This is a genomic window from Stappia indica, assembly GCF_001696535.1.
Taxonomy (GTDB): Bacteria; Pseudomonadota; Alphaproteobacteria; order Rhizobiales; family Stappiaceae; genus Stappia; species Stappia indica.
Genome location: NZ_MBQE01000001.1, coordinates 587960 through 608634 on the forward strand (window position 1 = coordinate 587960; position 20675 = coordinate 608634).

16 protein-coding genes and 2 tRNA genes are annotated in these 20675 nt (G+C 65.5%); 1 reads left to right on the forward strand and 17 read right to left on the reverse strand.

Annotated features, from left to right (window positions below):
* Nucleotides 1–32: 32 nt before the first annotated feature.
* A complete protein-coding gene (locus tag BBX35_RS02690; RefSeq protein WP_083205983.1) occupies nt 33–881 on the reverse strand; it encodes an HpcH/HpaI aldolase/citrate lyase family protein in 849 nt (282 codons plus the stop codon).
* 148 nt (nt 882–1029) lie between these two features.
* Here BBX35_RS02690 and BBX35_RS02695 point away from each other — a divergent pair, with 148 nt between their 5' ends.
* Nucleotides 1030–1956, forward strand: coding sequence for a LysR substrate-binding domain-containing protein (locus BBX35_RS02695; protein ID WP_067215728.1), 927 nt, complete (start codon nt 1030–1032; stop codon nt 1954–1956).
* A 48-nt stretch (nt 1957–2004) separates the two neighbouring features.
* On the opposite strand, the gene BBX35_RS02700 is transcribed toward BBX35_RS02695, so the two are convergent.
* The 16 genes from BBX35_RS02700 to BBX35_RS02775 all read right to left on the reverse strand — a co-directional run bounded on the left by BBX35_RS02700 (nt 2005) and on the right by BBX35_RS02775 (nt 20552).
* Nucleotides 2005–3642, reverse strand: a complete 1638-nt coding sequence (locus tag BBX35_RS02700; RefSeq protein WP_067215731.1) for a hydantoinase B/oxoprolinase family protein — start codon at nt 3640–3642, stop codon at nt 2005–2007.
* Between the two features lie 3 nt (nt 3643–3645).
* On the reverse strand, nt 3646–5727 hold the full coding sequence (locus tag BBX35_RS02705) for a hydantoinase/oxoprolinase family protein (protein WP_067215734.1): 2082 nt from the start codon (nt 5725–5727) through the stop codon (nt 3646–3648).
* On the reverse strand, nt 5724–6785 hold the full coding sequence (locus tag BBX35_RS02710; RefSeq protein ID WP_067215736.1) for a threonine aldolase family protein: 1062 nt from the start codon (nt 6783–6785) through the stop codon (nt 5724–5726). Before BBX35_RS02710 ends, BBX35_RS02705 begins: the two co-directional genes overlap by 4 nt.
* Nucleotides 6786–6806: 21 nt before the next feature.
* Nucleotides 6807–8111, reverse strand: a complete 1305-nt coding sequence (locus BBX35_RS02715) for a TRAP transporter large permease (protein WP_083205984.1) — start codon at nt 8109–8111, stop codon at nt 6807–6809.
* Nucleotides 8108–8617, reverse strand: a complete 510-nt coding sequence (locus BBX35_RS02720; RefSeq protein ID WP_067215738.1) for a TRAP transporter small permease subunit — start codon at nt 8615–8617, stop codon at nt 8108–8110. The genes BBX35_RS02715 and BBX35_RS02720 overlap by 4 nt, the downstream gene beginning before the upstream one ends.
* An 82-nt stretch (nt 8618–8699) precedes the next feature.
* Nucleotides 8700–9653, reverse strand: a complete 954-nt coding sequence (locus BBX35_RS02725) for a TRAP transporter substrate-binding protein (RefSeq protein ID WP_067215740.1) — start codon at nt 9651–9653, stop codon at nt 8700–8702.
* Between the two features lie 313 nt (nt 9654–9966).
* Entirely contained in the window at nt 9967–10509 is a 543-nt protein-coding gene (locus tag BBX35_RS02730; protein WP_067215743.1) for a winged helix DNA-binding protein, read from the reverse strand.
* A 315-nt stretch (nt 10510–10824) separates the two neighbouring features.
* A tRNA-Val gene (locus tag BBX35_RS02735) sits at nt 10825–10900 on the reverse strand.
* Nucleotides 10901–11159: 259 nt separating this feature from the next.
* Nucleotides 11160–11435 (reverse strand): HU family DNA-binding protein, encoded by a 276-nt coding sequence (locus tag BBX35_RS02740; RefSeq protein ID WP_067215746.1) that lies wholly within the window; start codon nt 11433–11435, stop codon nt 11160–11162.
* A gap of 185 nt (nt 11436–11620) precedes the next feature.
* Nucleotides 11621–14044 (reverse strand): endopeptidase La, encoded by a 2424-nt coding sequence (gene lon, locus BBX35_RS02745; protein WP_067215748.1) that lies wholly within the window; start codon nt 14042–14044, stop codon nt 11621–11623.
* A 462-nt stretch (nt 14045–14506) separates the two neighbouring features.
* Nucleotides 14507–15772, reverse strand: coding sequence for an ATP-dependent Clp protease ATP-binding subunit ClpX (gene clpX / locus BBX35_RS02750; RefSeq protein WP_067215750.1), 1266 nt, complete (start codon nt 15770–15772; stop codon nt 14507–14509).
* A 244-nt stretch (nt 15773–16016) separates the two neighbouring features.
* Complete coding sequence (locus BBX35_RS02755) at nt 16017–16658, reverse strand: ATP-dependent Clp protease proteolytic subunit (RefSeq protein ID WP_067215753.1); 642 nt, start codon at nt 16656–16658, stop codon at nt 16017–16019.
* A 288-nt stretch (nt 16659–16946) separates the two neighbouring features.
* A complete protein-coding gene (gene tig / locus BBX35_RS02760) occupies nt 16947–18287 on the reverse strand; it encodes a trigger factor (RefSeq protein WP_067215755.1) in 1341 nt (446 codons plus the stop codon).
* Between the two features lie 123 nt (nt 18288–18410).
* Nucleotides 18411–18495: transfer RNA gene (locus BBX35_RS02765), tRNA-Leu, on the reverse strand.
* A gap of 126 nt (nt 18496–18621) precedes the next feature.
* Complete coding sequence (locus BBX35_RS02770; RefSeq protein WP_067218096.1) at nt 18622–20148, reverse strand: NAD(P)H-hydrate dehydratase; 1527 nt, start codon at nt 20146–20148, stop codon at nt 18622–18624.
* A complete protein-coding gene (locus tag BBX35_RS02775) occupies nt 20148–20552 on the reverse strand; it encodes a VOC family protein (RefSeq protein ID WP_067215757.1) in 405 nt (134 codons plus the stop codon). Before BBX35_RS02775 ends, BBX35_RS02770 begins: the two co-directional genes overlap by 1 nt.
* Nucleotides 20553–20675 lie beyond the last annotated feature (123 nt).

Consider the following 20675-nt stretch of genomic DNA (forward strand, 5'->3'; position numbering starts at 1 on the left):
CACTGTCCTGCATGCGTCATTGTCCGTGGGGTCTAGCGGGCGCCGGCACGCTCGAGCGTGCGCTCGGCCATCAGCGCGATATCGACGGCGACGAACTCGCCATCGACGAGGAAGACGCCGCGCTCGCTCCCGAGCGAGGAACGGTAGGCATCGAGGATCTTGCGAGCCCGGGCCACTTCCTCCGGCGAAGGCATCAATGCCTCTGTGATCGGCGCGAGCTGGTTGGGATGAAAGGCGACCTTGGAGGTGAAGCCGACGACACGGGCGTCCTGCGCATCCCGCCGGGCCGCCTCGCCGTCCTTCACGTCCCGGAAGAAGGCCGCATCAATGGGCTGGAGGCCGTTGGCGGCAGCCGCCACGGCGATGCGCGACCGCGGGTAGAGCAGCGTCTCGCGGGAGATCTCGATGCCGGTGGACAGGCTGTAGTCGCCCGATCCGAAGAAGAGGCCGGTAAGCCCGCCGCCAGCCGCGGCGATCTCCTCGACATGGATGAGGCCGCGTGCCGTCTCGATGGTCGCCACGACCGCGATGCCCGACAGACCGGCCCGCTCCAACGCGTCGGCGACGGCCGCCACCTGAGCTGCGCTCTCGACCTTGGGAATGAAGATGCCGCGCACGGACGTGCCGGCGAGCGCGGCGATGTCGTCCTGCCACAGGTCCGTGTCGACGCCGTTGATGCGGGCCATCACCTCGCGCGGGCCAAAGTCGATGCCTGCCAGAGAGACGACGATGCCATCGCGAGCCGCCTGCTTGTGGGTGGGCGGGACCCCGTCTTCCATGTCCAGGAGGACGACGTCGACATCGAGGCCGGACGCCTTGCGCGCCTTCTTCTCCTCATGCCCTGGCATCAGCATGTAGGTGCGCCGTGGACTGGCTTGCATCGCGTCCTCCCTCTGCCGGCGCTGTGGTTACGCGCCGTTTCTCCGTGAAACGACGAGTACCACCGCCGGGAAAGCGCTGGACAACACTTTGCCTGGATACTGATATAAGGAAATCATGTGTCTGATATGAAAACGGCGGAAAACCGGGATGGAGACCAAGCGGCTGGAGTACTTCCTGCGCATCGTCGACTGCGGCAGCATCTCACGGGCGGCGCAGGACCTCGGGCTCGCCCAGCCGGCGCTGAGCCAGCAATTGGCGATTCTGGAAGGGGAGCTGAAGGTTCAGCTGATGTACCGCTCGCGCCGGGGAACGACGCCGACGGCCGCCGGCTGGCAGCTTTACCAGCGTGCGCGCATCTTCCTGCGCCAGCTCGAACAGACCCGGGCGAGCCTGCTGGAAGCCGACGACCAGCTTTCCGGCTCGGTTTCGATCGGCCTTCCCACCAGCACGGCAACGATCATATCGGTTCCCCTTATGCAACGCGTGCTGGCCCGCTACCCGCAGATCCGGCTGCATGTGATCGAGGGATACAGCAGCATGCTCACCGAGATGACCCAGTCCGGGCGGCTGGACGTGGCCGTGCTTTTCTTCAACAGCCAGATGAGCGGCTTGTCGATAGAGCCGCTCTGGGAAGAGGAACTGCTGCTGGTCTGTCCGCCCGACACGCAACAGACCGGCCCGGTGCCGCTGCGCATGCTGGCCGACGTTCCCCTGCTGCTACCGAGCAAGGCCAACAGCTCCCGCCGGTCGCTGGACGCCGCCCTTGCCGCCAACCGCATGGGCGTGGTGCCGATTGCCGAGATCGACTCCATCGTCACGCTGAAAAAGGCGGTACAGGACCGCTTCGCCTACACGCTGCTGCCCTGGTCCGCGATCTCGGAGGAAGTGGAGAGCGGCCGCCTGACCGCCTGCGCGATCGAGGGCGCGCCGGTCTCGCGCACGGTGTCCCTGTGCTTCCCCGATGCGGTGCACCGCACCCCGGCACATGAGAAGATCGCCGAGATCATCCGCGAGCAGAGCGACATCGCCTTCGAGAGCCGCCGCCTCGTCGGCATGCGCCGGATTGCTGCCTGAATTACGGCTCCGCACGTCCCTGGCGGAAACATGCGGAGCCGACAGGGGTCACGCGGCCGGCGCCACGCCGTAGATCTCGCGGGCCGCCTGCGACGAGACGAAGCCGTTGCGGACATCCGCCAGAACGGCCTCCCGGCTCCGCTGCTTCGGATCACCGAACCCGCCGCCGCCCGCCTCGTGGATCGTCATCGTATCGCCCTGCGCCAGCACGTAACGCCCCTTGGGGTGCACGACCTCGCCGTTGATGGAGATTTCCCGCAGCTTGCCCGGCTCGCCGCCCAGCATGCCGAGCGGCGGAAACTCGGTCCGCCCCGACAGGCACGACACGGTCAGCGGATGCGGAGAGTCGTTGCGCAGTACGATCTCCTGTCCGAGCCCGCCGCGGAACTCACCCGGCCCGCCGCTGTCCGGCAGCAGCCGCTTGGCGAGGACCGTCATGCTGGTCAGCCGCTCCCAGACCTCGATGGGGATCGAGGTCATGTTGGAGGGAGACGGCGTCGTCGGCGCCCCGTCGATGCCCTTCAGCGCGCCGAACCCGCCGCAGGCGAAGAAGATGCTGGACACTTCCCGCCCCTCGCGGTTGCGCCCCTGCACGTTGATCAGGTTGAGCATGCCGGAATCCGCCTGCACCCTGTCCGGCATGACGCCGGCCAGCGCCCCGAAGACCAGCGGTGCGACGTAGTGGCCGATGACGTGACGCCCGCCCGTCGGACTGGGGTGAACGGGGTTCAGGATCGAGCCCTCGCGCGCCGTCACCTCGACCGGCGTCACCGAGCCCAGATTGTTGGGAATACCCGGCGTGGTCAGGCATTTGATGGCGTAGCAGGCCATGGCGTGGGTGTAGCAGACCGGCACGTTGATCGCCGAAGGCACCGCATCGCAGGAGCCGGAAAAGTCGATCCGCGCGCGCCCATCGGCGATATGCACCGCGCAGGCGAGCCGGACGGTCCCTTCCACACCCTCGACCAGGATCGCATTCTCGTAGCATCCGTCGGGAATCTTGCGCAGCTCGTCCCGGATCGCGGTTTCCGACTGCGAGATGATCACATCGGCGATCTCGGAAATGTCGTCGATGCCGTATTCGTCCATGAACTCCAGCAGCATCCGCCCGCCGACGGACGTGGCCGAGGCATTGGCCATCAGGTCGCCGATGGTTTCTTCCGGGGCCCGCACGTTGCAGCGGAACAGCTCGAGGATCAGCTCCGACACCTGCCCCTTCTCGATCAGCTTCAGCACCGGCAGGCGCAGGCCTTCCTCGTAGACCTCGCGCGCGACGGCCGAGAACCCGCGCCCGCCGATATCCGGCAGATGGCTGATGCTCATGCAGTAGCCGACGATCCGGCCGTTGCGGAAAATCGGCTGCATGACGTTGATGTCGAACATGTGCCCGGTGCCGAGCCAGGGATCGTTGGTGATGACGACGTCGCCGGGCGACAGCGTCTCGGGCGGAAACCGCTTCAGCATGTGCTGCAGCGTGGCCGGAGCCGTGCCGGTGAAGGACGGCACGCTGTAGCTGCCCTGGGCCAGCATGCGCCCGCGTCCGTCGAACAGCAGGCAGGACAAGTCGTAGCTCTCGCGCACATTGGTCGAGAAGGACGTCCGCACGAGGGTGTTGACGATCTCGTCGGTGATGGAGATCAGCCTGTCCCAGTAGATACCGACGGCGATGGGATCAATCTTGCTCATGGCTTACCTGATTTCGATTACGAGGTTCATGAAGGGGTCGACGGTCAGCAGGTCGCCGGGGCCGAGCACGCAGGTTGATTCCCGCTCCTCGATGAGCGCCGGGCCGACGACGCTGTCGCCGCTCGCCAGCGCATAGCGGTCGTAGACCGGACAATCGACGAAGCCGCCCGCTTCCGGGAAATAGGCCTTGCGATTGCGCTTCAGCACGCTCGTGCCTTCCGGCTCCTGCAGGACCCTGTAGGTCTCATGCGTCGCCGCGAGGGGACCGTAGGCCTCGATCTTCCAGTTGAGGATCTCGATCGGCCGCCCCGGCAGGGTCATGCCGAAGATCGCCGCATAGGCCTCGTCGAACAGCTGAGGCAGCGCATCGCGAAGGCTCTGCGGATCCTCGTCGGGCAGGCTCACCTCGACCTCGTAGCCCTGACCGCTGTAGCGCATATCGAGACGCCGACGGATGCGGATAGCATCGCGAGCAACACCGCCGGCGACCAGCACGCCCGAAGCCTCGGCCTCCAGTTCCGCGCAGATTTCCGCAAGATCGGACGGCGCCAGCCGGTCGATGGCGATCTGCCGAGAGCGCACGACCTCGAAGGCCGGCGGGCTGCTCAGCAGGCCGAAGGCGGACATGACGCCGGCACCGGCCGGGCAGATCACCTTCGGGATCTTCAACTTGCGGGCGACGCGCACACCGTGCAGCGGCCCCGACCCGCCGAAGACCACCATGCTCGACCGGCGGTAGTCGATACCCCGCTCGGAGGCATGGACGCGAAAGGCCCGCGCGACATCCTCGTTGATCACCTCGTGCATGCCCCAGGCGGCCTCCACGAGATCGACGCCGAGAGGGTCTGCCACCTGCGAGGATATCGCCCGGCCTGCCGCATCCTCGTCGAGCGCCATCTTGCCGCCGAGGAAGGAGCCGGCGCCGAGATAGCCCAGCAGAAGATTGGCATCCGACAGGGTCGCCCGCTGCCCTCCCCGGCCGTAGCAGGCCGGCCCCGGGTCGGCGCCCGCGCTACGCGGCCCCATCGCCAGAGTGCCGCGCTCGTCGGTGCCGGCAAGGCTGCCGCCGCCGGAGCCGATCTCGATCATGTCGATCACGGGGATCTTGGCCGGCAGGCCGCTACCTCCCTTGAACTCGTGAACGCGCGCCACCTCCATCTCGTAGCGCTTGATCGGCGTGCCGCCGCGGATGATGCAGCCCTTGGCAGTGGTTCCGCCCATGTCGAATGCCAGGATGTTCCGCTCGTCCAGAACCTTGCCGACATGAGCCGACATCAGCGCACCGGCGGCCGGTCCGGATTCCAGCAGGCGGATCGGAAACTCGCGGGCAATGGAGCTCGCCAGCGTGCCGCCGCTCGAGCTCATCACCAGGAACTTGCCGGTAAAGCCGAGCTCCCCGAGCCCGTCCTCGAGCCTGGCGAGGTAACGGTCGACGATCGGCTGGACGTAAGCGTTCATGCAGGTTGTGGTCCAGCGCTCGTATTCCCTGGGATAGGGAAAGACGGTCGAGGACAGGCTGACATAGAGATCCGGGAAGCGCTCCCGGATCCAGCCTGCGACCAGGCGCTCGTTGGCGGGATTGGCGTAGGAGTTCAGGAAACACACCGCCACCGCCTGAATGCCACGGGTCGCGATCAGTTCCGCAAGCCCTGCCTCCAAAGCTTCCCGTTCGGGAACCGTGACGACGGTGCCGTCGTCGCGGACGCGCTCGCACACCTCCAGTCGCTGGTCGCGAGGAACCATCGGCCGGGGAAAGGCTATACGCATGTCGAACAGGTCGTAGCGACGCTCGAGCGCGATATCGAGCACGTCCGAAAACCCTTCGGTCGTGACGAGTGCGGTCGGAACGCCCCGGCGCTCGATCACCGCATTGGTGACCAGCGTGGTCCCGTGCGCAATGGCAGAGACCTCCCCCATCTGCACGCCGGCGCTCTGCGCGATGGCGACGACGCCCGCCAGAACCGAGCGGGACGGCTCGTCAGGCGACGTCAGCAGCTTGTGGGTGATGGCGGTGCCGGCTGCATCATCGAAGAGTGCCAGGTCGGTGAACGTCCCGCCGATATCTACTCCGATACGGTATGTCATTCGTCGTGTTGCCTTTCATGCGTGGTGGCGAGGCGAGCCAGCGTCTGCAGCGCGCGGTCGACCGCCGAAGGGGTGATGTCGCGATAGGTGACGAAGCGGACGAGGTCCGCCCCGAAGGGGATGGCCAGCACGCCGTCCCGCGAGAGGTTCCGGCAGAACGCCTCCGGACCGCCGAAGCGGGGGGCAAGGCGCAGCAGGACGATGTTGGTGGGAACAGGCGGATCGACCGGGGCAAGGCCGGGGAGCCCCCGGCATCCCTCGCGCAGCCGTGCCGCCGTCTCATGGTCGGCACCCAGCCGCGGCCAGTCGTCCAGGGCGGCCAAGCCGGCGGAGGCGATCAGGGAAACCGGCCGCATGCCGCCGCCGAGCCGCTGGCGAATTCTGAGCGCGTCCTCGATGAAACCTCGCGGGCCGGCAAGCACAGCACCGGACGGCGCGCCCAGCCCCTTGTTGAGACTGACGGCGACGGAAGACGCGCCGCCTGCTATGCCGGCCGGCGTTTCTCCCAGAGCGACGGCCGCATTGAAGAGGCGCGAGCCGTCGAGATGCAGCGCTGCACCGGCAGTCCGCGCGACCTCGGCGACCGCATCGACATGGTCGCCGCCGATGGCGTTGCCGCCGCCGCGATTGTGGCTCGTCTCCAGCACGAAAAGGCGGACCGCCGCACGCTGCGCATCGGCCGGCGGAGCACTGGCCGCCTGCCAGTCGCCGATCGGCGACACGCCGAACGCGCCGGAAAGTCCGCGATATTCGACGCCCGCGACAGCCGCGTAGCCGCCGGCTTCCGATATCGCCAGATGATTGGTCGCATCGCCGAGCACCGTATCCCCGGGCCGGGTCCAGGCGAGCGTCGCCACGAGATTGGCCATGGTGCAGGTCGGCAGCAGGAGCGCATCCTCCTGGCCCAGAAGCTCCGCTGCGCGGGCCTCCAGCCGCTGCTGCCAGGGATCCTCTCGCAGGCCGAAGCCGGCGGGAGACAGTGCCGCCTCGATCATCGTCTTGGCCATGCGCGCGCACGGGCGCGACAGGAAGTCACTCCTGAAGTCCAGATACGTCATGTCGGTAGCCTTTGTTGCGTATCAGCCCGCCGTGTGGGGCAGCCAGAGCACGATCTCCGGCAAGGCGTAGATCAGCAGGCAGAACGCCACGATGATCAGCGCATAGGGCAGCGAGGAGTAGGCGATCTTCTCCAGCGAGACCTTGCCCGCTATCGACTGGATGGCGAACAGGTTGAGCCCCATCGGCGGCGTCAACTGCCCGAGCTCCATGAACAGCACCATGGCGATGCCGAACCACACCAGATCGAAACCGGCCCCAAGGATCGCCGGCAGCAGGACCGGCACGGTCAGCAACATCATCGAAATGCCGTCGATGAACATGCCCAGCACCGTGAACAGCGCCATCAGGCAGAGAAAGAAGACGAAGGGCGACAGGTCCAGCATGGCGATGCCTTCGGCGAGCGCCCTGCCGACCCCCGACAAGGTCAGCGCATAGCTGAGCACCTGCGAGTTCATCATGATGAAGAGCACCACCGTCGTCGTCATCACGGTGCTTTTCAGCGCATCGCTGAGCACCGCGATGCTGAGGGTCCGGCTCTGAAGCGACAGAAGCACGGCCAGAAGAGCTCCAAGGCCGCCCGCCTCCGTCGGCGTGACGATGCCGAAATACATCCCGCCGATCACCGCAAGCACCAGGAGGATGACCGGGCCGCAGTCACCGAGCGCACGGGCGATGTCCCGCCCGCTCCGCGGTGCGCTGTCCGGGCTGGGAGCAAGCTCCGGATTGAGCCAGGCACGGACCCAGATATAGGCCATGAACAGGGCTGCGAGCAGCAGACCCGGCACGACGCCTGCCATGAACAGATCGATCAGCGGCGCCTGGACCGAGGAGGCGTAGATCACCAGCGGGATGCTGGGCGGGATCAGGATGCCGAGGCATCCGCCTCCGGTGAGGCTGCCGAGATTGAGCGTATCGCTGTAACCGCGCTTGCGCATTTCCGGCAGCGCAATTACGCCGATGGTCATGGCAGTGGCAGTCGACGATCCGGAGATCGCCGCGAAAATCGCGCAACCGGCGATGTTCGACTGAGCGAGACCGCCGCGAACCCGGCCGATCAGCGTCGTCAGGCCGGAGTAGAGCCGCGCCGAAACGCCGGAGCGGGCAATGATCTCTCCCATGAAGACAAAGAGCGGAACCGCTGCGAGCGTGAAGGAATCCAGCGTGTTCCAGACGATGTCGCCAAGCGTCGGCCAGAACCGGCTGCCGCCGATCAGCGTCACGCCGACGATCCCGACAAAGCCCATCACCGAGCCGATGGCGACGCCGAAGAAGAGCAGCGCGAACAGCAGTGCGCCGTAGATGGCGAAAGCGACGTCCCAGCTCATGGCTCGCCCCCTTCGCCGCGGCGCAGGCCGACGATCGCGTGCGCCAGCAACTGCAGATAGACGAGGCAGAGCAGCCCGAAGCCGAACGGAAGGACCGCCTGCGGGATCCACAAGGGCGTGGCCGAGGGCTGTATCGAGACCGTGCCGAAGCGATGGTTCATCGCCACAAGCCGATACGTCGCGTAGGTCAGCAGCAGCGAGGCTGCCAGCCCGACCAGCGCCCCCAGGATGGCCGCCAAGCGCTGCCCCAGGGGAGAGAACCGCCGTGAAAACGCATCCACGGAGATGAACTGTCCGGATCGAAGCGCCTGGCCGAAGCCGAGCAGGCAGATCCAGACCAGCGCATAGCCGCCGTATTCGTCGGCCACCAGTGTCGAGGTGTTGAAGAAATAGCGCGAGACCACCTCGACATTGATGAGGAGGATCAGCGCCACCACCAGCAGGCAGGCGGCAAGCATCATTGCACGGGAGAGCCCGTCAATCGCTTTGTCGATGGGGTGCAGCATGGAAGACGACCGGCCCTGTCGAGAGAAACGGGAGCCGGCGGGTCGAAGGGAGAACTCGACCCGCCGGAGCGGACTGCCGACGTTACGCCGGGCCGCAGGCCTTCATCGCCGCATCCAGCAAAACCCGGCCGGTCTCGCCGTTCTGCTCGGCCCATTGCTGCCACAGCGGCTGCAAGGTGCTCCCTGCCTTGTCCATGTCGTCCTTGCTGGGCGTGATCAGCTTGACGCCGTTCTCGCTCAGGTTCTTGCGCGCGATGTCCTCGTTCTCCTGCGACATCGCGTTGTATTTCGGCCCCCACTCCGCAAACTTCTCGCGCAGGGTGGCCTGGATGTCCTCCGGCAGCTTGCCGAACTCCTCGCCGTTCACCAGCATCATCTGATGGCCCATCGTCATGTTGACCATGTAACCGGTCTTGACGATGTCATAGGCACGCCAATCGTTCGCCGAAAGGGCGGAGGTGATGGCGCCGTCGATAGTCCGGCGCTCCAGAGCGGGGATCACCTCCGCAGAGGTGATGGAAACCGGACTGCCGCCAAGCAGCTTGATCATTTCGACCTGCTCCGGATTCCAGGTGCGCACCTTGAGGCCGGAAATCTCGTCCAGCGAGCCGATCTCGCGGTTGAGCCACAGGTTCTGCGGCGGCATGGTCCACTGGACGCCGGCGACGATGTCGAACTTCTCCTGCATCACCTTGCCGACCGTCGGAGCGATCTCGCTGGCCGCCGCCTGGAACTCCTCGAACGAGGTGCACAGGAACGGCATGGACAGGACGTTCAACTCGGGCACGTCGCCGGAGGCGAAGCCCACCGCCACATCGCCCATCTGCACCTGGTTGGTCGCGACGCTGCGCACCACGTCTGCCGCCTTGTACGGCAATTCGCCTGCGGTGAAGATCGTGATCTTCAGTCGGCCGCCCGTTGCCGCCTCGATGTCTTCCGCGAAAGCCCGGGTCAACTGGGTCGGCTTGTCGTTCGCCGGAAAATAGGTGAAGTACCTCCACTCGAACTCTTGCGCGGATGCCGAAGAAGCCAGCATAGCCACAGCAACTCCGAGACCGAGAGATTTCATGAATCTCGAGGTATTCGCTTTCATCGCACAGTTCCCCTCTGATGTTCCCGAAATTTCCCGGGAATTACTGATTTTTATTTCTTGAAAACCGCATCCTTCCCAGAAGGAGACCACCGGCAACGAAGAGTGTCAAAGCTGTAAATTGCCGGCGAAACGAGGGCATTTCGCTACAAATCTCGGGCTTTCATGCATCAGATTGCACGCTCCGAAAGCCCGGAACGGCCCTCGGATGCCGGCGAAAGTCGTGCGAAATGGAGAGAAACCCGTGGCCGGGCGGCGTTCAGCGCTTGGTGCGCACCGGAGGCGGAAGCACGCTCGGCGCCGCGGCGGTGGCCGAGCGTCCGGACTGGTCGTACATCGCCGTCATCGTCTTCAGGAACAGCGTGACCTGCTGCATCTCCGTCGAGGATCGCCCCTCGAGGAACCACTGGATGTTCGGCACCAAGAACTCGTCGCGCACGCGGCGATATTCGTCGCAGGTCTGATCGCCCAGCTCCGTGGTCTCGTAGTGACTCTCCCTGCCCCGACGGTGAACGCGGGCAAGGTCCGCCGCCAGCAGCTTCTTGAGCGAGTAGGAGACCAGGTGGGCGTCGTCGATGTTCAGCACCATGCAGATTTCGGCCAGCCGGCGCCCCCGCGCACGCAGGTTGATGCCGTGCAGGACAAGGATGTCCATCGGGCTGAGACCGCGCGTCCCGCTCGCCGACATGCAGATTTCGACCCACTTGTGAAAGCCGAAGGAGAGATTGACGATCGCAAATTCCAGATCGCTGAGGATCCGGCTGAATTCCTCAACCGATTGCGGCTTCCTGTCGTCGTCCATTTCCGGCAACCCCTCCACATTTCGAAACGCCGTTCGCCGAAACGCGAAGAGCGGTGATCCCGAGACATGGCCTCGGGAAACAAGCCGGCGACGGCGCAAGCCCGGGGGCGAGAGCATTCGCCAGGATCAAACGGTGCGGAGCGGTTACCGGCGAAGCGGCACGGAAGGTTCGGTCAAGACCAGCGGTGAAGTCAAGCAGTTGCCGGTTGCGGTATCCGCCAAGCGCCGGCGAACAGGGGCGGAACAGCGATAATCCGCCCTCGCCGACGTCGAAAACGCGGGGCCGAACAGAAGAACAGTCGGATCGAGATAAGGTGGTGGGCGGTGAGAGACTCGAACTCCCGACATCCTCGGTGTAAACGAGGCGCTCTACCAACTGAGCTAACCGCCCGTCCGGCGCGGCCCCGAACGATCCAGGGCTTTCGCGGAAGGAGCCATGCGGGCACGCCGCAAGCTGGTGCCTTTTAAGCCGAGCCGCCGGCGAATTCAACCAGCGAGATCGCCGACGAGACGTCATGCGCACAGGCCCTTCAGAGGGCCCGTGGAGCGCAAGGGCGTACAGACGCCCCAACTGCACGGCAAGACGCAAAACGGCCCCGGCGGGCATCCCGCAGGGGCCGTCAGCGGAAGGGTTCGAACGGTCGCGCCAATCAGGCGTTGACGGCGTCCTTGAGGCCCTTGCCGGCCTTGAACTTCGGGGTCTTCGACGCCGGGATCTGGATCGTCTCGCCGGTGCGCGGGTTGCGGCCCTCGGAGGCGGCGCGCTCGGAGACGGAGAAGTTGCCGAAGCCGATGATACGGACTTCGCCGCCGCTCTTCAGCGTGCCGGTGATCGCGTCGAGCGCTGCATCGACAGCTTCGCCGGCCTGCGCCTTGGTGAGGCCCGTCTTCTCTGCGACAGCGGCGATCAGGTCGTTTTTGTTCATGGCAGTCCCTTTCCTGGAAACAGCAAGCCCGACGATTCGTGACAGGCTTCGGGGAGGGACAGTCTTGCGAAATCCCGCCCGTGGCAAGCTGAAAAGCGCAGAAATCCGCGATTTTTTCGGCTTTTTACATGTCGAAGGGGCGCCCGCTGACGCAGGCGCCCCTTTTCCTGTGAATAAGCAGTGGATCAGTGGGCGACGAGCTTCGCCGCGTCATCCTCCTGCACCACCGACTTGGCTGCCGCATCGGCCGCCGCCTCGTCCCATTCGATGGGCTCCGGCGTGCGAACCAGCGCGGTTTTCAGCACCTCTTCCATCCGCGAGACCGGGATGATTTCCAGCCCGTTCTTGACGTTGTCGGGGATGTCCGCAAGGTCCTTGGCGTTGTCCTCGGGGATCATCACCGTGGTGATGCCGCCCCGCAGCGCCGCCAGGAGCTTCTCCTTCAGACCGCCGATCGGCAGGATCCGCCCGCGCAGGGTGATCTCGCCCGTCATCGCCACATGACGGCGCACCGGAATGCCCGTCATCACGGAGATGACGGCGGTGGCCATGGCGATGCCGGCCGACGGGCCATCCTTCGGCGTCGCGCCTTCCGGCACGTGCACGTGGATGTCGCGCTTGTCGAACAGCGGCGGCTCGATGCCGAAGTCCACGGCCCGCGAGCGGACATAGGACGCAGCCGCGGAGATGGACTCCTTCATCACGTCGCGCAGGTTGCCCGTGACGGTCATCTTGCCCTTGCCGGGCATCATGACACCCTCGATGGTGAGCAGCTCGCCCCCCACCTCGGTCCAGGCAAGACCAGTGACGACACCGACCTGGTCCTCGAGCTCCGCCTCGCCGTAGCGATAGCGGGGCACGCCCAGGAACTCCTCGACGACCGCTTCGTCGACCTTGATGGCCGGCTTGTCGGACATCAGGATCTCCTTGACCGCCTTACGGGCAAGGGTCGCCAGCTCGCGCTCCAGGTTACGCACGCCCGCCTCGCGGGTGTAACGCCGGATCACCTTGCGGAGAGCCTCGTCCGACACCTCGAACTCGCCCTTGCGCAGCCCGTGGTCCTTCTCGGCCTTGGGCAGCAGGTGACGACGGGCGATCTCCACCTTCTCGTCCTCGGTGTAGCCGGCGATGCGGATGATCTCCATCCGGTCCATCAGCGGCGCCGGGATATTGAGGGTGTTGGCCGTGGTCACGAACATCACGTCCGAGAGGTCGTATTCGATCTCCAGGTAGTGATCCATGAAGGACGAGTTCTGCTCCGGATCCAGCACCTCCAGCAGGGCCGAGGACGGATCGCCGCGGAAGTCCATGCCCATCTTGTCGATCTCGTCGAGCAGGAAGAGCGGGTTGGCCTTCTTCGCCTTCTTCATCGACTGGATGACCTTGCCGGGCATCGAGCCGATATAGGTGCGACGGTGGCCGCGGATTTCCGCCTCGTCACGCACGCCGCCGAGCGACATGCGTACGAACTCGCGGCCCGTCGACTTGGCGATGGACTTGCCGAGCGAGGTCTTGCCGACGCCCGGAGGGCCGACAAGGCACAGGATCGGGCCCTTCAGCTTGTTGGCGCGCTTCTGCACGGCGAGATACTCGACGATGCGGTCCTTGACCTTCTCCAGGCCATAGTGGTCCGCATCCAGCACCTCCTGGGCGTGCTTCAGGTCGTGCTTGACCTTGCCCTTCTTGCCCCACGGAATGCCCAGCAGCCAGTCGAGGTAGTTGCGCACGACAGTGGCTTCCGCCGACATCGGGCTCATCTGCTTGAGCTTGCGCAGCTCCGCATTGGCCTTCTCGCGCGCTTCCTTCGACAGCTTGGTCTTGGCGATGCGCTCTTCCAGCTCGGCCACCTCGTCGCGGCCTTCCTCGCCATCGCCGAGCTCCTTCTGGATCGCCTTCATCTGCTCGTTCAGATAGTACTCGCGCTGGGTCTTCTCCATCTGGCGCTTGACGCGCGAGCGGATGCGCTTTTCCACCTGCAGGACGGAGATCTCGCTCTCCATCAGGCCGAGCACACGCTCCAGACGGCCGGCGACGGAGGTGATCGCGAGGATCTCCTGCTTCTCCGGGATCTTCACCGCCAGATGCGAGGCGATGGTGTCGGCGAGCTTGGAATTGTCGTCGATCTGGCCGATCGCGCCGAGTACCTCGGGCGAGACCTTCTTGTTGAGCTTCACGTAATTGTCGAACTCGGCAACGACCGAGCGCGACAGTGCCTCCACCTCGACCGTGTCGGTGTCGGTGTCGGGCAGCTCGGTGGCATGCGCCTCGAACAGATCGCTGCGGTCGGTGAAGGACGAGATGCGGGCGCGCGAGACGCCCTCGACCAGCACCTTCACCGTGTTGTCCGGCAGCTTCAGCAGCTGCAGCACGGTGGCGAGCGTGCCGACCTCGTAGATGTCGGAGGGCGACGGCTCGTCGTCGGAGGCATTGATCTGCGTCGCAAGCAGGATCTGCTTGTCGGCGCTCATCACCTCCTCAAGGGCGCGGATGGACTTCTCACGGCCCACGAACAGCGGCACGATCATGTGCGGGAACACGACGATATCGCGCAAGGGGAGGACGGCATGGAGGGTGCTTTCGCCCTCGGTCCGCGCATCGAAATCAGTCATGGATCTTCCTTTCCTTGCGAACCCGCCGCCCCGGAGAGTGGCAGACACGACGGGCGCATTACGGAAGCGGTGCCAGGATCATCTCGCCCCCTGCCCGGCCGGTGGCCGATGAGGAGCTGGCGTCCAGACCGGCCGACCACCCTCGCCCCGTTTGCCGGGCACGGCGGCGGTCGCCCCGCTTGCCTGTTATGCCAATAGGTGGCGAGCCCCCCGCAACGTGTCAAGGCACGCTGACCGCGCGGGCGCCCCGCGTTGATCCCGAGTCTAAGCCCAAACCGGCTTGATTCGCCGAAAATCTGCGCTTCCCCGCCGGTCGAAAGCCAGAAAACCGGGGAAATCCGGCAAATTTCTGCCCCTAGGGAAACCTCCGAAACCGGCACGACCGGGTCCTTCGACGGCAAAGGCCCCGGACCGTTGCCGGACCGGGGCCTTTCAAGATCGGTAGCGGGGAGAAAACCAGCATCAGGCAGAGGTGGCCGAATTCTCCGCGCGATCCTCGTAGATGTAAAGCGGACGCGCCTCGCCGGTGACGACCTCGGCCGAGATCACGACTTCCTTGACGCCCTTCAGGCCCGGCAGCTCGTACATGGTGTCGAGCAGGATCGACTCCAGGATGGAGCGCAGGCCACGGGCGCCGGTCTTGCGCTCGATCGCCTTGCGGGCCACAGCCTTCATCGCCTCGTCGTGGAACGTCAGCTCGACGTTCTCCATCTCGAACAGGCGCTGGTACTGCTTGACCAGGGCGTTCTTCGGCTCGGTCAGGATCTGGACCAGCGCTTCCTCGTCGAGGTCGCCCAGCGTCGCGATCACCGGCAGACGGCCGACGAACTCCGGGATCAGGCCGAACTTCAGCAGATCCTCGGGCTCCAGCTCCTGGAACAGCTCGCCGGTGCGCCGGTCTTCCGGAGCCTCGACATTGGCCTTGAAGCCGATCGAGGTCTTGCGGCCGCGCTCGGAGATGATCTTCTCCAGGCCCGCAAAGGCACCGCCGCAGATGAACAGGATGTTGGTCGTGTCCACCTGCAGGAATTCCTGCTGCGGGTGCTTGCGGCCGCCCTGGGGCGGCACGGAAGCCACAGTGCCTTCCATGATCTTCAGCAGGGCCTGCTGCACGCCCTCGCCCGACACGTCGCGGGTGATCGAGGGGTTGTCGGCCTTGCGGCTGATCTTGTCGACCTCGTCGATATAGACGATGCCGCGCTGCGCCCGCTCGACATTGTAGTCGGCCGACTGCAGCAGCTTCAGGATGATGTTTTCCACGTCCTCGCCGACATAGCCGGCCTCGGTGAGCGTGGTAGCATCCGCCATGGTGAACGGCACGTCGAGAATGCGCGCCAGCGTCTGGGCCAGCAGCGTCTTGCCGCAGCCTGTCGGACCGACGAGCAGGATGTTCGACTTGGCCAGTTCCACGTCGTTGTTCTTCGACGCGTGGTTCAGGCGCTTGTAGTGGTTGTGCACCGCGACCGACAGTACCTTCTTCGCCGGACCCTGGCCGATCACGTAATCGTCGAGGACCCCGCGAATCTCCTGCGGCGTCGGAATGCCGTCACGGGACTTGACCAGCGAAGACTTGTTCTCCTCGCGGATGATGTCCATGCACAGCTCGACGCATTCGTCGCAGATAAATACGGTCGGGCCGGCGATCAACTTGCGCACTTCGTGCTGACTCTTCCCGCAGAAAGAGCAGTAGAGCGTGTTTTTCGAGTCGCCGCCGCTGGCCTTAGTCATCAGGTAAACCCCGCGTGCTTCGGAAGGACTTGTCCTTCCGCTGTATCTGGCGAGAAGAACGAGATCGTTCTTCTCTTTTCCGGAACCGGACTAGAGACCCGCCCGCACTCGTCCCGTAAATGTCATCATGCTTCCACCTCAAAAATCAATATACGTTTAAGGCGAAGCCATGGCGCCGGTCTTCTCGGACCGAACGGGACGCCGCACGCCACCCGAAGGCGGGTCCGACCCTGGCACCGTTACGTCACTTAGACTTGTCGTCGCCGCCGGCAAGACCGGCGCGGCTGGTGATCACGCCGTCGATCAGGCCGAACTCCTTGGCCATCTCCGGCGTCAGGAACTTGTCGCGCTCCAGAGCCTCTTCGACCGCGTCCAGCGACTGGCCCGTATGCTTCACGTAGATCTCGTTGAGCCGCTTCTTGAGGCTCAGGATCTCCTGCGCGTGCAGCATGATATCCGCAGCCGTGCCGCGGAAGCCGCCGGACGGCTGATGCACCATCACCCGCGAGTTCGGCAGCGAGAAGCGGCTGCCCTTGGCGCCGGCCGCGAGCAGCAGCGACCCCATCGAGGCGGCCTGGCCGATGCACAGCGTGGAGACTTCCGGGCGAATGAACTGGATCGTGTCGTAGATCGCCAGGCCCGAGGTCACGTAACCGCCGGGCGAGTTGATGTAGATCGCGATCTCCTTGGTGGGATTCTCGGCCTCGAGATAGAGCAGCTGCGCACAGACGAGCGTCGCCAGATGATCCTCGATCGGGCCGGTGAGGAAAATGATGCGCTCCTTGAGAAGCCGCGAATAGATATCGAACGCGCGCTCGCCCCGGTTCGTCTGCTCGACGACCATCGGCACGAGTGAGTTCACGGCGAAATCGACTGGATCCTTCATGCCTCGTCCATGCTTTGGAGGAACGTTCCCGGGCTGCACCGCTCGCGCGCAGCCACCTCTTCAAATCGGTTCGCCGCTCTTGAGCGGCCGGGAACGGTCTCGGTCTCGGTCTTGAGTCGAAAAAAGCGACACCCATTCATAAGGGATGTCGCCTCTGATCGGAAGATAGGTGCTGACGGGTCGGGAACAAGGGTTAAAAACGCAAGGATCAAGGCTGTCTTCCTCGCGAATCCGGCCCCGGAGGTCATCCGGGGCCGGTCCGTCAAACCGTCATGCGGGGAACGAGGATCAGCCCTCGTCCTCGTCTTCCGCCATCAGCTCGTCCTTGGTGACCGTCTTGTCGGTGACCTTGGCGAGCTCGAGGATGTAGTCGACGACCTTCTCCTCGTAGATCGGCGCCTGCAGGCTGGCGAGCGCCGTCGGGTTGCTGCGGTAGAAGTCGAAGACCTGCTTCTCCTGGCCCGGGAACTGGCGAACCTTGTCGTAGAGAGCGCGCTGCACCTCTTCGTCGGTCACCTTGACCTGGTTCTGCTCGCCGACCTCGGAGAGCACCAGGCCGAGACGGACCCGGCGCTCGGCGATCTTGCGATACTCGCCGCGAGCCTCTTCCTCGGTCGTCTCTTCGTCCTCGAAGGACTTGCCGGAGCGCTGCATGTCCTGCTCGACCTGACGCCACACGCCGTCGAACTCGGACTGCACCAGACGCTCGGGCAGGTCGAACGTGTAGACCTCGTCCAGCTTGTCGAGAAGCTGACGCTTCACCTTCTGACGGGTCATCGCGCCGTACTGGCTCTCGATCTGGCCGCGGATGATCTCCTTCAGCTTGTCGAGACCCTCAAGGCCCAGGCCCTTGGCGAAGTCGTCATCGATCTTCACCTCGCCCGGAGCCTGCACTTCCTTGACGACGATGTCGAAGGTGACGGCCTTGCCGGCCAGGTGCTTGGCCGGATAGTCCTCGGGGAAGGACACCTCGATGACCTTCTCGTCGCCGGCCTTCAGACCGACGAGCTGCTCCTCGAAGCCCGGAATGAACTGCTTGGAGCCGAGCACCAGCTGGCCGTTCTCGTCGGCGCCGCCGTCGAACGGCGTGCCGTCCAGCTTGCCGAGATAGCTCATGAGGACGCGATCGCCATCCTCGGCAGCTCCGTCCTTGGTCTCGAACGGCTTGTTGTTGTCGGCGATCTGAGCGATCTGCTCATCGATCTCGGCATCGGAGATCTCGACGACCGGACGCTCGATCTCGACCGTCTTGAAGTCGATCAGCTCGAACTCCGGCAGGATGTCGTAGCTCATCTTGAACGAGATGTCGGCAGACCCCGACAGGATCGCCTCGGCATCGCCGTCCGGCAGATCGATCTCGGGCTGCAGCGCCGGCTTCTCGTTACGCTCCTCGACCGCCTTGCGGGTGGTCTCGTTCAGAAGCTCGTTGAGGATCTCGGCGGTCGCCTGGCGCCCGTAGAGGCGCTTCAGGTGCGCGGCCGGCACCTTGCCGGGCCGGAAGCCCTTGATCTTCACCTTGTCCTTGAGGTCGTCAAGGTACGTATCGAGGCGGCTAGCAAGCTCAGACGCCGGAATGACGACTTTCAGTTCGCGTTTCAGCCCCTCGGCCAGCGTTTCGGTTACCTGCATGGTCGTGTGCTTCGTCCTAGATCGAGAACGTCTTTCCGACTGCTCTTGTGATTGTATGGCCCGATTGGGCTTTCCTGACCGGATTCGCTGCCAAAACGGGAGCGCATCGCCCAAGGCCTGACGTGGTGCGGGCGGAGGGACTTGAACCCCCACGGCTTGCGCCACCAGAACCTAAATCTGGCGTGTCTACCAGTTCCACCACGCCCGCGACGTGCCTTCAAGCGCCCGAAGTCAAGGCGCGGCCTCTATAGCACCCCGCCCGGCAGGGTCAAAGAAAAAACGGGGCTTCTCGACAGGCTGTGCAGCGCAATCTGGAGCCCTCGCCCCGCCCCGCTCAGCCTACCCGGGAAAAGAACTCGGCAAGAGCCTGCCGCAGAGCCGGCTCAAGATCCTCCGCCGTCAGGGCCGGCCCCGCCAGCGCACCCGCGCGGCCATGCAGCCACACGCCCGCACAGGCCGCGTCGAACCCGCCCAGCCCCTGCGCCAGCAGGCCGGTGACGATGCCCGACAGCACATCGCCGGACCCCGCCGTGGCAAGCCAGGCCGGCGCATTGTCGTTGATCGCCGCACGACCGTCGGGCGCGGCAACCACCGTATCCGCCCCTTTCAAGACGACGACGGCGCCACTTGCCTGTGCCCCCGCCCTCGCCCGCGCCAGCCGCGAAGCCCCAACGGTGCTCTCGCCGAAGAGACGAGTAAACTCCCCGTCATGGGGCGTCAGCACGACATCTCCGGCCCTTGCCCCCGACCGGCCCGAGATGGCACCGGCCAGCTCATCGGCCCGCCCGGAGAATGACGTGATCGCATCGGCGTCCAGCAGCACCGCCCGCTCGCCGGAAAGGCAGGTCAGTGTGAGCGCCCGCGTCTCGTCCCCGACACCGGCACCCGGCCCGAGAGCCACGGCGTTCAGCCGCCGGTCGGCCAGCATCTCGGCAAGCCCCTCGCCCCCGCGGAAAGACCGCACCATTACCGCGGTCAGATGGCTGGCATTCACCAGCGCGGCGGAGGGCGGCGTCGCCACGGTCACGAGCCCGGCCCCGGCCCGAAGCGCGGCACCAGCAGCCAGCCGCGCCGCGCCGGTGGACAGGGCCGGTCCCGACACCACCACCGCATGGCCGCGCGCATATTTGTGCCCGTCGAGCCGCGGCGGGCGGAACGCTGCGCCCCACAGGGCCGGATCGTTGCGCCAGGTCTTCCCGTCTTCGCGGCCGTGGACCTCGCCAAGGACAGACGCCGGAACGCCGATATCGGCAACCTCGACTCGTCCCGCGAGCAGGCGGCCTGGAAGCAGCAAATGACCTGGCTTCAGACGGAAGAATGTCACCGTCCGACTGGCGCGGATCGCCGGCCCCATCGCCTCGCCGCTCGCCCCGTTCACGCCCGACGGCAAGTCGACCGCCAGCACCGGCACGCCCGAGCCGTTGACCCGGTCCATGGCCTCGCCCGCAACGCCCTCGATGGGGCGCGCGAGCCCTGCCCCGAACAGCGCGTCGATCACAACCGACGCCTGCCCCGGCACACGATCCAGCGTGTCCTGCGAGAGCGCGCCGGCGCGAAGGCCCGCCGCCGTCATTTCGGAAAAGGCGAGCGCCGCATCGCCCGACAGCCGGTCGGGCTCGCCGAGCAGCAGCACCTCGACTCGATACCCCCGCTGGCGCAGGACCTTGGCGGCGACGAATCCGTCGCCTCCATTGTTGCCGGGACCGGCCAGCACGAGCACCTGCCCCGAATGCCCGGCCATGCGGCTGCAGGCATCGGCCACCGCCAGCCCCGCGCGCCGCATCAGGTCGATGCCGGGCACACCACCGGCAATCGCCAGCGCATCCGCCCGTCCCATTTCGGCCGGAGTGAGAAGTTCGATCAAGCACCGCCTCCAGCGATCACCACAGCCTGCGGTTCGGACAACTCGATCAGGTTGCCGTCGGGATCGCGGATATAGACGGAGCGCAGCGGAGACTGGGCACCGGTACGCGAGACCGGCCCCTCCTCGATCGTCACGCCGGCCTCTTTCAGCCGCGCGATCGCAGCCTCGAGCGAGGCCACCAGAAAGCACAGGTCGCCCGATCCGGCCGTCGGCTCGCGCGCGGCCGGAGAGAACTCGGCGCCCGCCTTGTGCAGGTTGATCTTCTGCGCACCGAAATGCAGCGCCCGCCGGCCGCCGCCGAACACCACCTCCTCCATGCCCAGCACGCCGCAATAGAAACCGACAGTCTCGTCGATGTCCGCGACCGTCAGAACCAGGTGGTCGAGCGCCTCGATCCGCATCCGTATCTCCCTGTCGTGTCTCATCCCGAAATCGAGCGTCGCGCTTTTCGCCGAGCGCCCGCGCGCCGGATTCGAGTTTGGCGGATTGATGCGGGCACGCAAGCCGGTTTCCGTTCGCCGCCC